At 45.4% G+C, this 13,757-nt stretch carries 18 protein-coding genes; 14 read left to right on the forward strand and 4 right to left on the reverse strand.

Features of this window, described 5'->3' with window-relative positions; genetic code table 11:
• Window positions 1-150: 150 nt before the first annotated feature.
• The 5 genes from pdhA to K1I44_RS08080 all read left to right on the forward strand — a co-directional run bounded on the left by pdhA (window position 151) and on the right by K1I44_RS08080 (window position 5,307).
• A complete protein-coding gene (pdhA, locus tag K1I44_RS08060; protein WP_003396598.1) occupies window positions 151-1,257 on the forward strand; it encodes a pyruvate dehydrogenase (acetyl-transferring) E1 component subunit alpha in 1,107 nt (368 codons plus the stop codon).
• Window positions 1,258-1,260: 3 nt separating this feature from the next.
• Window positions 1,261-2,238: an alpha-ketoacid dehydrogenase subunit beta gene (locus tag K1I44_RS08065; protein WP_003396595.1), complete on the forward strand. Its 978-nt coding sequence runs from the start codon at window positions 1,261-1,263 to the stop codon at window positions 2,236-2,238.
• Between the two features lie 48 nt (window positions 2,239-2,286).
• Window positions 2,287-3,573 (forward strand): dihydrolipoamide acetyltransferase family protein, encoded by a 1,287-nt coding sequence (locus K1I44_RS08070; protein ID WP_219985838.1) that lies wholly within the window; start codon window positions 2,287-2,289, stop codon window positions 3,571-3,573.
• A 4-nt stretch (window positions 3,574-3,577) separates the two neighbouring features.
• The gene (gene lpdA, locus K1I44_RS08075) at window positions 3,578-4,990 is read left to right on the forward strand and encodes a dihydrolipoyl dehydrogenase (protein WP_003396590.1); all 1,413 of its coding nucleotides are present in this window, start codon (window positions 3,578-3,580) and stop codon (window positions 4,988-4,990) included.
• 80 nt (window positions 4,991-5,070) lie between these two features.
• A complete protein-coding gene (locus K1I44_RS08080; RefSeq protein WP_219985839.1) occupies window positions 5,071-5,307 on the forward strand; it encodes a hypothetical protein in 237 nt (78 codons plus the stop codon).
• On the opposite strand, the gene K1I44_RS08085 is transcribed toward K1I44_RS08080, so the two are convergent.
• A complete protein-coding gene (locus K1I44_RS08085) occupies window positions 5,295-5,675 on the reverse strand; it encodes a DUF1885 family protein (RefSeq protein WP_091704655.1) in 381 nt (126 codons plus the stop codon). The genes K1I44_RS08080 and K1I44_RS08085 overlap by 13 nt on opposite strands.
• A gap of 126 nt (window positions 5,676-5,801) precedes the next feature.
• Here K1I44_RS08085 and K1I44_RS08090 point away from each other — a divergent pair, with 126 nt between their 5' ends.
• On the forward strand, window positions 5,802-6,101 hold the full coding sequence (locus K1I44_RS08090; protein WP_003395200.1) for a DUF3055 domain-containing protein: 300 nt from the start codon (window positions 5,802-5,804) through the stop codon (window positions 6,099-6,101).
• A 131-nt stretch (window positions 6,102-6,232) separates the two neighbouring features.
• Complete coding sequence (locus tag K1I44_RS08095) at window positions 6,233-6,346, forward strand: GapA-binding peptide SR1P (protein ID WP_003395198.1); 114 nt, start codon at window positions 6,233-6,235, stop codon at window positions 6,344-6,346.
• A gap of 89 nt (window positions 6,347-6,435) precedes the next feature.
• Here K1I44_RS08095 and K1I44_RS08100 read toward each other — a convergent pair whose 3' ends face one another.
• The gene (locus tag K1I44_RS08100; RefSeq protein ID WP_003395196.1) at window positions 6,436-7,905 is read right to left on the reverse strand and encodes an aminotransferase class I/II-fold pyridoxal phosphate-dependent enzyme; all 1,470 of its coding nucleotides are present in this window, start codon (window positions 7,903-7,905) and stop codon (window positions 6,436-6,438) included.
• Window positions 7,906-8,091: 186 nt separating this feature from the next.
• On the opposite strand from K1I44_RS08100, the gene K1I44_RS08105 reads away from it, so the two are divergent.
• The 4 genes from K1I44_RS08105 (at window position 8,092) to K1I44_RS08120 (ending at window position 10,471) form a co-directional block, all read left to right on the forward strand.
• Window positions 8,092-9,051, forward strand: a complete 960-nt coding sequence (locus tag K1I44_RS08105; RefSeq protein ID WP_003395194.1) for an NAD(P)H-dependent flavin oxidoreductase — start codon at window positions 8,092-8,094, stop codon at window positions 9,049-9,051.
• A gap of 32 nt (window positions 9,052-9,083) precedes the next feature.
• Entirely contained in the window at window positions 9,084-9,353 is a 270-nt protein-coding gene (locus K1I44_RS08110; protein ID WP_003395192.1) for a UPF0223 family protein, read from the forward strand.
• An 84-nt stretch (window positions 9,354-9,437) separates the two neighbouring features.
• Window positions 9,438-9,626, forward strand: a complete 189-nt coding sequence (locus K1I44_RS08115) for a hypothetical protein (protein ID WP_003395191.1) — start codon at window positions 9,438-9,440, stop codon at window positions 9,624-9,626.
• Window positions 9,627-9,688: 62 nt separating this feature from the next.
• A complete protein-coding gene (locus tag K1I44_RS08120) occupies window positions 9,689-10,471 on the forward strand; it encodes an inositol monophosphatase family protein (protein ID WP_219985840.1) in 783 nt (260 codons plus the stop codon).
• Here the strand turns inward: K1I44_RS08120 and K1I44_RS08125 are convergent, their stop codons facing one another.
• Window positions 10,472-10,654, reverse strand: coding sequence for a DUF5325 family protein (locus K1I44_RS08125; protein ID WP_003395187.1), 183 nt, complete (start codon window positions 10,652-10,654; stop codon window positions 10,472-10,474). It abuts the gene before it with no gap.
• Window positions 10,655-10,750: 96 nt separating this feature from the next.
• Here K1I44_RS08125 and typA point away from each other — a divergent pair, with 96 nt between their 5' ends.
• From typA to K1I44_RS08140, 3 genes are read left to right on the forward strand one after another with little or no spacing between them, the layout of a single operon-like run.
• The gene (gene typA, locus K1I44_RS08130; RefSeq protein ID WP_219985841.1) at window positions 10,751-12,595 is read left to right on the forward strand and encodes a translational GTPase TypA; all 1,845 of its coding nucleotides are present in this window, start codon (window positions 10,751-10,753) and stop codon (window positions 12,593-12,595) included.
• An 11-nt stretch (window positions 12,596-12,606) separates the two neighbouring features.
• The gene (locus K1I44_RS08135; protein WP_003395183.1) at window positions 12,607-12,912 is read left to right on the forward strand and encodes a YlaH-like family protein; all 306 of its coding nucleotides are present in this window, start codon (window positions 12,607-12,609) and stop codon (window positions 12,910-12,912) included.
• Window positions 12,909-13,190, forward strand: a complete 282-nt coding sequence (locus K1I44_RS08140; protein ID WP_219985842.1) for a hypothetical protein — start codon at window positions 12,909-12,911, stop codon at window positions 13,188-13,190. The genes K1I44_RS08135 and K1I44_RS08140 overlap by 4 nt, the downstream gene beginning before the upstream one ends.
• A gap of 164 nt (window positions 13,191-13,354) precedes the next feature.
• On the opposite strand, the gene K1I44_RS08145 is transcribed toward K1I44_RS08140, so the two are convergent.
• Complete coding sequence (locus K1I44_RS08145) at window positions 13,355-13,555, reverse strand: YlaI family protein (RefSeq protein ID WP_219985843.1); 201 nt, start codon at window positions 13,553-13,555, stop codon at window positions 13,355-13,357.
• Window positions 13,556-13,757 lie beyond the last annotated feature (202 nt).

The raw sequence follows: 13,757 nt of genomic DNA on the forward strand, positions 1-13,757 counted from the left end.
TAAAGTTGTAAAAAAACAGTTGTATTAATATGAAGCCCTTTATTCATTAATACAGCTTTCGATACACAACAGTGGTGAAAACAAATCGTTTTGGGCAAATTAAAAGGTGCATCATTTTACGTTTCGAAAGGAAAGGATGAGGTGAACAAAATGGGTAAAAAACCCCTATTTGATGTAAAAAAGCAACTTGAAAAAGTCGCTGAGCAGTATCCGACATTTCAAATTTTAAACGAGGAAGGCGAAGTCGTAAACGAAGCAGCGATGCCTAACTTAACGGATGAGCAATTCAAAGAGCTTATGCGCCGCATGGTATATACGCGCGTGCTTGACCAACGTTGCATTTCGTTAAACCGTCAAGGACGTCTCGGCTTCTATGCGCCAACAGCAGGACAAGAAGCGAGCCAATTAGCGAGCCATTTCGCGCTAGAAAAAGAAGACTTCATTTTACCGGGCTACCGTGACGTTCCGCAAATGATTTGGCACGGTTTACCGCTTTACCAAGCGTTTTTATTCTCGCGCGGTCATTTCCATGGCAACCAAATTCCTGAAGACGTGAACGTGTTGCCTCCGCAAATTATTATCGGTGCGCAAATTATTCAAGCAGCCGGCGTTGCGCTCGGCATGAAAAAGCGCGGCAAAAAAGCGGTCGCAGTTACATACACAGGTGACGGCGGTGCATCGCAAGGCGACTTCTACGAAGGAATTAACTTCGCCGGCGCGTTTAACGCTCCAGCGATTTTTATCGTTCAAAACAACCGTTTCGCGATTTCAACGCCAGTCGAAAAACAATCGGCGGCAAAAACAATCGCTCAAAAAGCAGCAGCAGCTGGTATTCCAGGCATTCAAGTCGACGGTATGGATCCGCTTGCTGTATATGTAGCGGTGCGTGACGCTCGCGAGCGCGCAATTAACGGCGAAGGTCCAACGCTTATTGAAACGCTTTGCTTCCGTTACGGTCCGCATACGATGGCTGGTGACGATCCGACACGCTATCGTTCAAAAGAGCTTGAAAACGAATGGGAGAAAAAAGATCCGCTCGTTCGTTTCCGTAAGTTTTTAGAAAACAAAGGATTATGGAGCGAAGAAGAAGAAAATCGCGTCATCGAACAAGCGAAAGAAGACATTAAAGAAGCGATTAAGAAAGCGGACGAAACACCGAAACAAAAAGTAACCGACTTAATGTCGATCATGTACGAAGAGATGCCTGCGTTTTTAAAAGAACAATACGAAATCTACAAAGAAAAGGAGTCGAAATAAGCAATGGCGCAAATGACAATGATTCAAGCAATCACGGATGCGTTGCGCGTAGAAATGCGCAAAGACCCGAACGTTCTCGTGTTTGGTGAAGACGTCGGTGTAAACGGCGGGGTATTCCGTGCGACAGAAGGATTGCAAGCAGAGTTTGGCGAAGATCGCGTATTCGACACACCGCTTGCAGAATCAGGAATTGGCGGTTTAGCGATCGGTTTAGCGTTACAAGGATTCCGCCCTGTGCCTGAAATTCAATTTTTCGGTTTCGTATACGAAGTGATGGATTCCATTTCTGGTCAAATGGCGCGCATGCGCTATCGTTCTGGCGGACGTTTCCATGCGCCAATTACCGTTCGTTCACCGTTTGGTGGCGGCGTACATACGCCAGAGTTGCACGCTGACAGCTTAGAAGGACTTGTTGCACAACAGCCAGGATTAAAAGTTGTCATCCCATCAACGCCGTACGATGCGAAAGGGTTACTCATTTCAGCCATTCGCGACAACGATCCGGTCATTTTCTTAGAGCATATGAAATTGTACCGTTCGTTCCGTCAAGAAGTGCCAGAAGGCGAATATACGATTCCGATCGGCAAAGCGGACGTGAAACGTGAAGGAACAGACGTGTCTGTCATCACGTACGGTGCGATGGTGCACGAGTCATTAAAAGCAGCAGCGGAGCTTGAAAAAGAAGGTATTTCTGTTGAAGTCATCGACTTACGTACCGTTCAACCGTTAGACATTGAAACGATTATAGCATCAGTTGAAAAAACAGGTCGCGCTGTCGTCGTACAAGAAGCGCAAAAACAAGCAGGTATTGCGGCAAACGTCGTAGCAGAAATTAATGAGCGCGCGATTCTTAGCCTTGAAGCGCCAGTGTTGCGCGTTGCAGCACCGGATACGGTATATCCGTTCTCGCAAGCAGAGCCAGTATGGTTACCGAACTTTAAAGATGTAATCGAAACAGTGAAAAAAGTCATGACGTTCTAATGGAGGGGGCATTCCCCTCCACATTTAAGAAACAGGAGGTTGAGATACATGGCATTTGAATTTAAATTACCGGACATCGGTGAAGGGATTCACGAAGGTGAAATTGTCAAATGGTTTGTAAAGCCGGGCGATGAAGTAAACGAAGACGACGTGCTTTGCGAAGTGCAAAACGATAAAGCTGTCGTTGAAATTCCATCTCCAGTTAAAGGAAAAGTGTTAGAAATTTTAGTTAGCGAAGGAACAGTGGCGACAGTTGGACAAACGTTAATTAAATTTGATGCGCCAGGATACGAAAACTTAAAGTTTAAAGGCGATCATGGCGATGAGCCAAAAGTAGAAGAAAAGAAAGAAGAAGTAAAACAAGAGCCAGCCGCACAAAGCGCGGAGCCGAAAAAACGCGTCATCGCGATGCCATCTGTGCGCAAATATGCGCGTGAAAAAGGTGTCGACATTCGTCTTGTGCAAGGAACAGGCAAAAACGGCCGCGTATTAAAACAAGACATTGACGCCTATTTAGCAGGTGGCGTAGCACCGCAAGCGGAAGCGCCAAAACAACCGGCAGAAGAAAAAGCTGCGCCAGTTCAAGAACAAAAAGCGGCACCAGCAGCACAACCGGTCGTGCTCGAAGGCGAGTTCCCAGAAACACGCGAGAAAATGAGCGGCATTCGTCGCGCGATTGCAAAAGCGATGGTGAACTCGAAACATACAGCACCTCACGTCACATTAATGGACGAAGTCGATGTGACAAAACTCGTTGCGCATCGTAAGAAATTTAAAGACGTCGCAGCACAAAAAGGCATTAAGTTAACGTTCTTGCCATATGTCGTTAAAGCGTTAACGTCTGCGCTTCGCGAATACCCAGCGCTTAACACATCCATTGACGATGCGACGGAAGAAATTATTCATAAACATTACTACAACATCGGAATTGCAGCGGACACAGATAAAGGCTTGCTCGTTCCAGTTGTTAAACACGCAGACCGCAAATCGATTTTTGCGATCGCAAAAGAAATTAACGAGCTTGCGACAAAAGCGCGCGAAGGCAAATTAATGCCAAACGAAATGAAAGGTGCAACTTGCACAATTACAAACATCGGTTCTGCAGGTGGTCAATGGTTTACACCAGTCATCAACCATCCGGAAGTAGCGATTTTAGGTATCGGTCGCATTTCAGAAAAGCCGGTCGTACGCGATGGCGAAATTGTAATCGCTCCGGTATTAGCGTTGTCGTTAAGCTTCGATCACCGCATGATCGACGGTGCAACGGCACAAAACGCATTAAATCATATTAAACGTTTATTAAACGATCCTGAATTATTGTTAATGGAGGCGTAATGCGATGGTAGTAGGCGATTTCGCAATTGAAACAGAAACTCTCGTCGTCGGTGCAGGCCCTGGCGGTTACGTCGCAGCGATTCGTGCGGCGCAGCTCGGCCAAAAAGTAACGATCGTTGAAAAAGGAAACCTCGGCGGTGTGTGCTTAAACGTCGGATGTATTCCGTCAAAAGCGCTCATTTCTGCCGGACACCGTTATGAAATTGCGACACACTCGCAAGATATGGGCATTTTCGCAGAAAACGTGAAAGTTGACTTCTCGAAAGTGCAACAATGGAAAGCGGGCGTCGTGAAAAAATTAACAGGTGGCGTAGAAAGTTTATTAAAAGGCAATAAAGTTGAGATCGTGCGCGGCGAAGCGTATTTCGTTGACGAAAATACCGTTCGCGTCATGACGGAAAATAGCGCGCAAACGTACAAATTTAAAAACGCGATTATCGCAACAGGTTCTCGTCCGATCGAGCTGCCAACATTTAAATTTTCAAAGCGCGTGCTTGACTCGACAGGCGCACTCAACTTGTCTGACATTCCAAAGTCGATGGTTGTCATCGGCGGCGGTTACATCGGCACAGAGCTAGGAACGGCGTATGCGAACTTCGGAACGAAAATTACCATTTTAGAAGGAGCAGACGAAATTTTATCTGGCTTTGAAAAACAAATGAGCGCAGTCGTTCGTCGCCGCTTGAAGAAAAAAGGCGTTGACGTCTTCACAAACGCCCTCGCGAAAGGTGTTGAAGAGCGTGAAGATGGCGTCACAGTGACGTTTGAAGTCAATGGCGAAACGAAAACGATCGATGCTGAATACGTGCTCGTTACAGTTGGTCGCCGTCCGAACACAGAAGAGATGGGCTTGGAACAAATCGGTGTGAAAATGACGGAGCGCGGCTTAATTGAAATCGACAAACAATGCCGCACAAGCGTACCAAACATTTATGCGATCGGTGACGTCGTCGCAGGTCCACCGCTTGCGCATAAAGCATCATACGAAGGAAAAATTGCGGCAGAAGCGATCGCAGGCCATCCGTCTGAAATTGATTACTTAGCTATTCCAGCCGTTGTCTTCTCCGACCCTGAATGTGCTTCTGTCGGTTATTTTGAAAAACAAGCGATTGAAGAAGGCATTGATATCATTACAGCGAAATTCCCGTTTGGCGCAAACGGTCGTGCTCTTGCGTTAAACGAAACAGACGGCTTCTTAAAACTCGTCTTAACGAAAGACGATGGCGTCATTATCGGTGCACAAATCGTCGGACCGAACGCGTCAGATATGATCGCAGAGCTCGGCTTAGCGATTGAAGCAGGCATGACAGCAGAAGATATTGCGATGACGATTCATGCGCATCCAACGCTCGGTGAAATTACGATGGAAGCAGCGGAAGTGGCGCTCGGTAGCCCAATTCATATTATTAATAAATAAAAAAAGAGGATGGCTTAGCCGTCCTCTTTTTCATGTTTTTTCCCTTGCGATCATATGATAGTTGTAAGGGGTGTATGAACATGTATATCGTTTTTTTACTTCAACTCATCATTTGGAGCTTATTTTCACTCGTTGAATGGAGATCGGCTCACGATCATTTGATTTTTAAGGCGCTATTGTTTGTCATATTTATGTATGTAGCCTTTTTGCTTGCGCTTCGCTTTCATTTGACGAAAAAGCGCGCATGTTGGACAACCTTGTTGACGATCGCCATTTATTTTCTTTGCCGTGAGCTGTTCTGGGCTTATCGTTTGTAGTAGTACATGATGCGCCCGTTAAATAAATGAAGCTTTCCCGCCATTCGTTTGGCGAAAAATTTACATAGCTCGTTTGCTTTTCCTTTATCGCCATGCGTCGCTTGTTTCGGGAGAACGAACTCGACCGCCCGATCGCGCATGCGGCATTCGATCATATAGTAACGTGCATCTTTTCCGACGAGAATGATGCGGTCTTCGTTTATGACGATATCGTATGGAAAAGCGGACTGTTCGTAGTCCCAGCCGAGCTGTTCGCCTGTTTTGCGGGCGATATCACGAAATTGTTCAAGCAATTGCTTACATTGTTCTAACGTCACCGTCTCCCATGTTGATGCAGGGACAAGTTCAATGGTAGCTGTATAAGCCATTTTGTTCACCTCGATACGTTGAAATCACTTTCATTGTATCACGTACATATGTAAAAAAACAAATAATTGCGAAAATATAAATGATGCGGTATAATGAATGTTAACCTATTAGAAGGAGGGAATGATATGCACGTATTTGAAAAATTGTATGATGAGCATGAAAAAGTAAAAGTGAGGTTCGTCGGTTTTACGACAAAAGACGTTCGCTACGATTTTGGCATCGTTTATACGAACATGTTTTTTGGCAAGCCGCTCGTCATCTGTATGCAAACAGGCCGCTCAGCTCTCCTCGACCCGAAAGACATCGAAGACCACGACTACTTACAACGAATATTTCGCATCGACACGAAAGAACAAGCTGAAGATTTAGCTGAATTTTTCTCAGACATTTTACCAACGACACCTTATGCTGAACAATATGAGTAAGAGGCGTGAAATACGTCTCTTTTTTTGTTTAAATATGTCATACTAATTCCTATTGACAAAATAAATGTGACATATTATTATGAAATCAGTAAAACGTTTTCAACATTCCAAACGAAAAGGGGTTATCGGGGATGGGTACAATTGTATGCCAAACATGCAATGCGACGATTGATCATTTTGAAGATGAAAAAGTAACGGTATTGTACGGTCAATGTTGTACGTGCGATTGTGAAGACGAGGAATAATAAGCTTTGGGGGATGGGGAGAATATATAGAGAAAAGAGACTGGTTTTCGCCAGTCTCTTTTTTACAAGCGGAGTGCTACACTCCGCTTTTATCGTTTATGATGTTCTTTAATGACGCGCAACGTTCGTAACGTATCGTCTTCCGGGCCTTGCACCGGCAAGCCGACTTCTATATTTTTACGAATGTAGTTTAAGTTATCTTCTGTAATAATTTCACCTGGAATAAAAATTGGAATGCCCGGTGGATAAACCATGACAAACTCAGCAATAATGCGTCCGGCTGACTCGTCAAATGGCACGACTTCCGTTTCAGCATAAAACGCATCGCGCGGTGTAAGCGCAAGAATCGGAATATCTGGTAAAAGCACTTTCGGCTTTTTCCCGACTTCTGCTTGATGGCGAAATTCGTTTGATAAATGGCGAAGCGCATCGACTAATATGTTCGTTTCGCGCTCAGTATCGCCAGGTGTAATAATACATAAAATGTTATATAAATCAGATAACTCCACTTCAATGTTGTAACGTTCACGCAACCATTTTTCTACTTCATAGCCTGTTAGTCCAAGCTCTTTCACAGAAATAATGAGCTTCGTCGGATCGTAGTCAAACGTCGCTTTCGTGCCGATAATTTCTTTTCCGACGCAATATAAATAGTCGATGTCGTTAATTTGTTTGCGCGTTTCATTTGCTAGGCGAATCGCTCGTTCAGCAAGCTCATGTCCTTCTGTCGCAAGCCGTTTGCGCGCCACATCGAGTGAAGCAAGCAGCAAATAGGACGTTGACGTCGTCGTTAACATGCTTAAAATCGCTTGCACTCGCTTTGCCGACACAAGCCCTTCTTTGACGTTTAAAATCGAACTTTGCGTCATCGAGCCGCCGAGCTTATGTACGCTCGTCGCCGACATATCTGCCCCGGCTTGCATCGCAGAAAGCGGCAATTCTTCATGGAAGTGAATATGCACCCCATGCGCTTCATCGACAAGGACAGGAACATGATAGCGATGAGCGATGTCGACGATGCGTTTCAAGTCGCCGGCGATGCCAAAATACGTCGGATTAATGACGAGCACCCCTTTGGCGTCAGGATGTTGTTTTAATGCCGCCTCTACCGCTTCTGGTGTAATGCCGTGCGAAATGCCGAGCTCTTTATCGATTTCAGGATGAACGAAAATCGGTGTCGCTCCTGAGAAAACGATCGCTGACATGACAGACTTATGCACGTTTCGTGGGACGATAATTTTATCCCCAGGTCCTGCGACGGACATGACCATCGTCATAATCGCTCCGCTCGTTCCTTGAACGGAGAAAAACGTATAGTCCGCTCCAAACGCTTCCGCTGCTAGCTGTTGCGCCCGTTTAATCATTCCTTTTGGCTGATGTAAATCATCAAGCGGACCGATGTTAATTAAATCCATCGCTAACGCATTCTCTCCAATAAAGGAGCGAAACTGCTCGTCCATTCCTGCTCCTTTTTTATGGCCAGGAATATGAAATTGAATCGGATTTTTCTTTATATGCTCTAACAGTCCGGTAAATAACGGTGTTTCATACTGTGACAATTTCGCTGTACACCTCTTTAACTTGGATTTACATAAAACAAAGTGAATTATAGCACTTCTTCATACGTTTGCAAAGATGATTTTTTTGTTTAAAAATGAAAGGCGATGTATGTTTCTTCATTTATTGTTTGTGAAGGACTTTTCTTTATGTGTGAAGAATGATAAAAAGTAAAGGGGGAATGGAGTGTGAATTGGAAAACGAGAGTAACGGAGTTGTTAGGCATTCGTTATCCGATTATTCAAGGAGGTTTAGCGTATTTAGCATATGCTGATTTAGCGGCTGCGGTATCGAATGCCGGGGGGCTAGGACAAATTACGGCGATGTCGCTCGGGACGCCTGATGAGCTGCGCGAAGAAATTAAAAAAGTGCGTGAAAAAACGGATAAACCGTTCGGGGTCAATTTTGCGATCGGGCAACATGGGCGTCCGTTTGCGCACATGCTTGACGTAGCGATAGAAGAACAGGTGCCGGTCATTTCGATGACAGGTGGAAACCCTGCGCCGATTTTTGAGCGGTTACAAGGCGTGCCGGTGAAAAAACTTGTGCTCGTAGCCGCCGTACGTCAAGCGGTGAAGGCGGAGCAATTAGGCGCAGATGCTGTTATGGTCGTCGGACAAGAAGGGGGTGGACATCTCGGTAAACATGATATCGGGACGTTCGTGTTAGTGCCGCGCGTCGTCGATTGTGTATCGATTCCGGTCATCGCTTCAGGGGGTATCGGAGACGGTCGCGGGCTGATGGCCGCCTTAGCGCTCGGTGCGGAAGGAATCGAGATGGGCACGCGCTTTATTGCGACGAAAGAATGCATTCATGCGCATCCTGTGTATAAACAAATGCTTGTGGAACGCACAGAAAGCGATACCGTCGTCATTAAACGAAGTCTCGGTGCCCCTGCCCGCGCCTTGTTAAACGAGTGGACGGAAAAAATTTTACAGTTTGAACAAGAGGGGAAAGGATACGAACAGTTAAAAGAGTACATTAGCGGACAAGCGAATAAGCGGTTTATTTACGACGGCAATACGGAAGAAGGGTTTGCATGGGCGGGACAAGTGATCGGGCTTATTCGCGATGTACCGAGCGTGGACGAACTTTTTACGCGCATCATTCAAGAGGCGGAACAAATTCGCGCACGTTGGGCAAACTAAAGGAAGACAACGATGAGAGAAAGGTGAACATCATGAAATATGCGTATCCGATTGATTACAGCTGGTCGACAGAAGAAATCATTGACGTTATTAAATTTTACGAAGGAATTGAACAAGCGTACGAACAAGGCATTGCGCGAGAACAGCTGATGAACTTATATCGTCGCTTTAAACAAATCGTCCCAAGCAAAGCGGAAGAACGAAAACTGTGCGACGAATTTGAGAAAGTAAGCGGCTATTCGCCATATAAAACGATGAAAAAAGTAAAAGAGTTGTCCAACGGAGATATTGTGAACATGTAAAGTTGCATATCCCCTTTCCGTTACATAGTATGTAAAAAAAGAAAATATTCAAAAAAAGACTTCAAAACGGAAGGGGTGCACGATATGCGAAAAACTGCCGATGGATTGAAAAGAATGGATGGAGAACGACGAATCAAAGTATTAAAGCTCGAAGTAGACTACGAATTAGCCACCCTTTATGAAGCGATGTTAGAAAATAACGAAGCGAAAAAAAATGAATGTAAACGAAAATTAGAAAAATTACGCCAAGAACTGATTCGTCTGTCGAAATGAAACGGACGCGAGAAGGCGGCAAGCGCCGCCTTTTCTACATAAGTATATGCAGGAGGATGAATATGTGGAACGAAATTGATCAACATATGCAGCATTGGATTCGCGAAGCAGGGGAGCGCATTCGTGATGCGTTCCAAACGAAACTAAACATCGAAACGAAGTCAAGTCCGTCCGATTTAGTGACAAACGTCGATCGGGAAATTGAACAATTTTTTATTGAGCGCATTCGCAAGACGTATCCGACGCATCGCGTTTTAGGGGAAGAAGGGTTTGGCGATCAGCTCGAGGCGTTAGACGGCACCGTTTGGATCATTGATCCGATTGACGGGACGATGAATTTCGTTCATCAGCAACGTCATTTCGCCATTTCAGTCGGGGTGTTTCACGATGGGGTAGGCATGCTCGGCTACATTTACGACGTCGCATTTGACGAACTGTACTATGCCCAAAAAGGAAAAGGAGCGTTTGTAAACGGTACGCCGCTTCCTCCGCTTGAAAAAACGACGCTTGACCGCTCCGTTATTTCATTAAATGCAACATGGGTGACGGAAAACCGCCGCATCGATCCGAATGTGCTTGCCCCGCTCGTGAAAAAAGCGCGCGGCACTCGCTCGTACGGTTCCGCTGCGCTCGAAATGGCGTACATTGCCGCTGGGAAGCTCGATGCGTACATTACGCTTCGTTTATCCCCTTGGGATATTGCAGGTGGCATGGTGATCGTTCAAGAAGTTGGCGGTGTCGTGACAAACTTGTACGGCGAACCGCTCAATATGATCGAAAAAAGTTCCGTATTCGTTTCTAAACCGGGATTGCACGAAGAAGTACTTTCGATTATTAAGCGCTAACTATCGCTCGTTAGCGCCTTTTCTTTTTTTTAATGAAAAGCCGAATCCCATGACGCCAAAGAAAGCGATCGTCGCCGCAATGATCGCCGGCACATGTCGGTAAGCGATCGCAATGCCGATGACGATCATCATCGTCGTCGCAAGCAATGCGATCATAAAAAAAAGCGGTTGAAATTTGTTCATATGTCTTCCTCCTCTTTCCTTTTAGATTACAACAAAACATTCCGCTTTTCTACTATGTTTGTGCTATAATAGACGCGCAATGTTGAAAAATAGGAGTTGACAAAAGTGAGAAATGATATTCGCAACATCGCGATTATTGCGCACGTTGACCATGGAAAAACGACGTTAGTCGACCAACTGCTTCGCCAGTCCGGTACGTTTCGGGCGAACGAACAAGTGGAAGAACGAGCGCTTGATCGCAACGATCTTGAACGTGAACGAGGCATTACCATTTTAGCAAAAAATACAGCGATTCAATACAAAGGGACGCGCATTAACATTTTAGATACGCCGGGACATGCCGACTTTGGCGGCGAAGTCGAGCGCATTATGCGCCTTGTCGATGGCGTATTGCTCGTCGTCGATGCGTATGAAGGATGCATGCCGCAAACGCGATTCGTATTAAAAAAAGCGCTTGAACAAAACTTAACACCGATTGTCGTCGTCAATAAAATTGACCGCGAATTCGCCCGCCCGCACGAAGTTGTCGACGAAGTGATCGATTTATTTATTGAGCTTGGCGCAACGGAAGATCAGCTTGAGTTTCCGGTCGTGTATGCTTCAGCGATTAACGGGACAGCGAGTTTACATGCCGACAAACAAGACGCCGATATGACGGCGCTATTTGAAACGATTGTCGAACATATTCCTGCCCCTATGGACAATAGCGATGAGCCGCTTCAATTTCAAGTGGCGCTTCTTGACTATAACGATTACGTTGGCCGAATTGGCATCGGACGCATTTTCCGCGGGCGCATGCAAGTCGGGCAGCAAGTGGCGCTCATGAAACTTGACGGATCGGTAAAAACGTTTCGCGTCACGAAACTGTTTGGCTTTCTTGGCTTAAAGCGCATCGAAATTGAAGAAGCGAAAGCAGGCGATTTAGTCGCCGTTTCCGGCATGGAAGATATTAACGTAGGCGAGACAGTATGTCCGCTTGATGCGCAAGAGGCGTTACCTCCGCTTCGCATTGACGAACCGACGTTGCAAATGACGTTTCTTGTCAATAATAGCCCATTTGCCGGACGTGAAGGGAAACATGTCACAGCGAGAAAAATTGAAGAGCGCCTTCGCCTCCAGTTAGAAACGGACGTCTCGCTTCGCGTCGAACCGACCGATTCGCCGGATGCATGGATCGTGTCAGGGCGCGGAGAGTTACATTTATCCATTTTAATTGAAAATATGCGCCGTGAAGGATTTGAGCTACAAGTATCAAAACCGGAAGTCATTATGAAAGAGATTGACGGTGTCATGTGCGAACCTGTGGAGCGCGTGCAAATTGATATTCCTGAAGAGTATACAGGGGCGATTATGGAGTCGCTCGGTGCGCGCAAAGGGGAAATGGTCGATATGATCAACAACGGAAACGGGCAAGTGCGCCTTATTTTCCTCGTTCCTGCGCGCGGATTAATCGGGTATCGGACAGAATTTATGTCGCTTACGCGCGGATACGGCATTTTAAACCATTCATTTGATAGCTACCAGCCGGTCATTGCAGGTCAAATTGGCGGCAGACATCAAGGTGTGCTCATTTCGATGGAAACAGGAAAAGCGACCGCTTACGGCATTATGCAAGTGGAAGACCGAGGCGTCATTTTCATCGAGCCGGGAACGGAAGTATATGAAGGGATGATCGTTGGCGAACATAGCCGCGACAACGATTTAGTCGTAAACGTATGCAAAACGAAACACGTGACAAACGTCCGCTCGTCAACGAAGGAACAGACGGTGACGATGAAAAAACCGCGCCTTATGACGTTAGAAGAAGCGCTCGAATATTTAAACGACGACGAATATTGCGAAGTGACGCCACAATCGATTCGCTTACGAAAAAAAATATTAGATAAAAACGAACGCGAAAAAATGGCGAAAAAGAAAAAACTCGCCGAGCAAAAGAAATAGGAGGAGTCGTCATGGATGTGATCGGTCGCCTGTCATTTTTCGCTTCGCTATATCACGTGCATGAACAACCGGAAAAAGGAATGTGGTTGTTATACGGGACGATTGTTGTGTTAGCCATGATCGTATATCGTCTTGGCTTTGCTCGCAAGCTGCCGCTATTAAAAAACGTTGTCATTTATACGCTACTTGTGCTCGGTTGTACGATTTTAACGTTTTTTGCTGTTTTTTTACCTGTGGCAGAAGGATTGCTTGTCGCAGCGGTCGTGTTAATGATTTATAAATGGCGATTGCGTCAAGAAAGGAAGGAGAGCGCATGAAGCTACAAGATGCGGTGTACAATTGGTTGACGATTACGGTGGTTGCTCATGCGCGCCCGAACGACACAGCAGCACAAGAAACAGAACGATTTTTTGCCGATTTGTTGCGGGAAGATCATGCAGTTGAGCAAATCGCATATACGAAAGAAGGCGACGTCTATACAGTTGCATTTACCGTAAATAACGAATCGCGCACGTTTCGCTTTCCAGCGGAACTTGTTGAAACAATGCTTGATCAAATAAATCGCGAGCCAGAAAAATATATGAATTATGAATAAGCGTCCATGCTTCATGCATGGTGCTTTTTCTTATTTGAACCGTATAACATATGGAGAACATGATACATCTAACAGAAAAAGAAGTATTTGGTTGCTCATCATGCATAGCTGTCGTCGCCCACCAATGTTGCAAAAGTTTTTTAAGGGGGACGACAGTATTTGATTTACCATTCCGTTTCATGTTTGCTCGAGCGATAAAAGCGAAATTTGCCGGTCGCTAGCCGCTCTTTCGTTTTTTGCGCAATGCGCTCATGGCACGTTTCACACATATATGTATGAATCGGCCGGTTGCGCAAACGTTTCGCAAGCAGCGATTCATCGTTTAACGTATCTATTTTTTCACAAAGAATGCAACGTACTCTCATCGTCAAACCTCACATGTTTTTTGATAAATAGTATATCATATCATTTGAAAGTGTGTGAAAAAAAGGTATGATAAAGTTTGAGTCAAGACTTTGTGGGAGATTTTTTTCTCGACCGATTTTTTTGGTTATATATGGTTTTATAAAATCGTTATATGTAAGCGCTTTTACTTGCTCTCATCCTGTAGGTATGTGCGTTTTCCCT

Origin of the sequence: Anoxybacillus sp. ST4 (genome assembly GCF_019448545.1) — a bacterium.
In the GTDB taxonomy this organism is placed as follows: Bacteria; Bacillota; Bacilli; order Bacillales; family Anoxybacillaceae; genus Anoxybacillus; species Anoxybacillus pushchinoensis.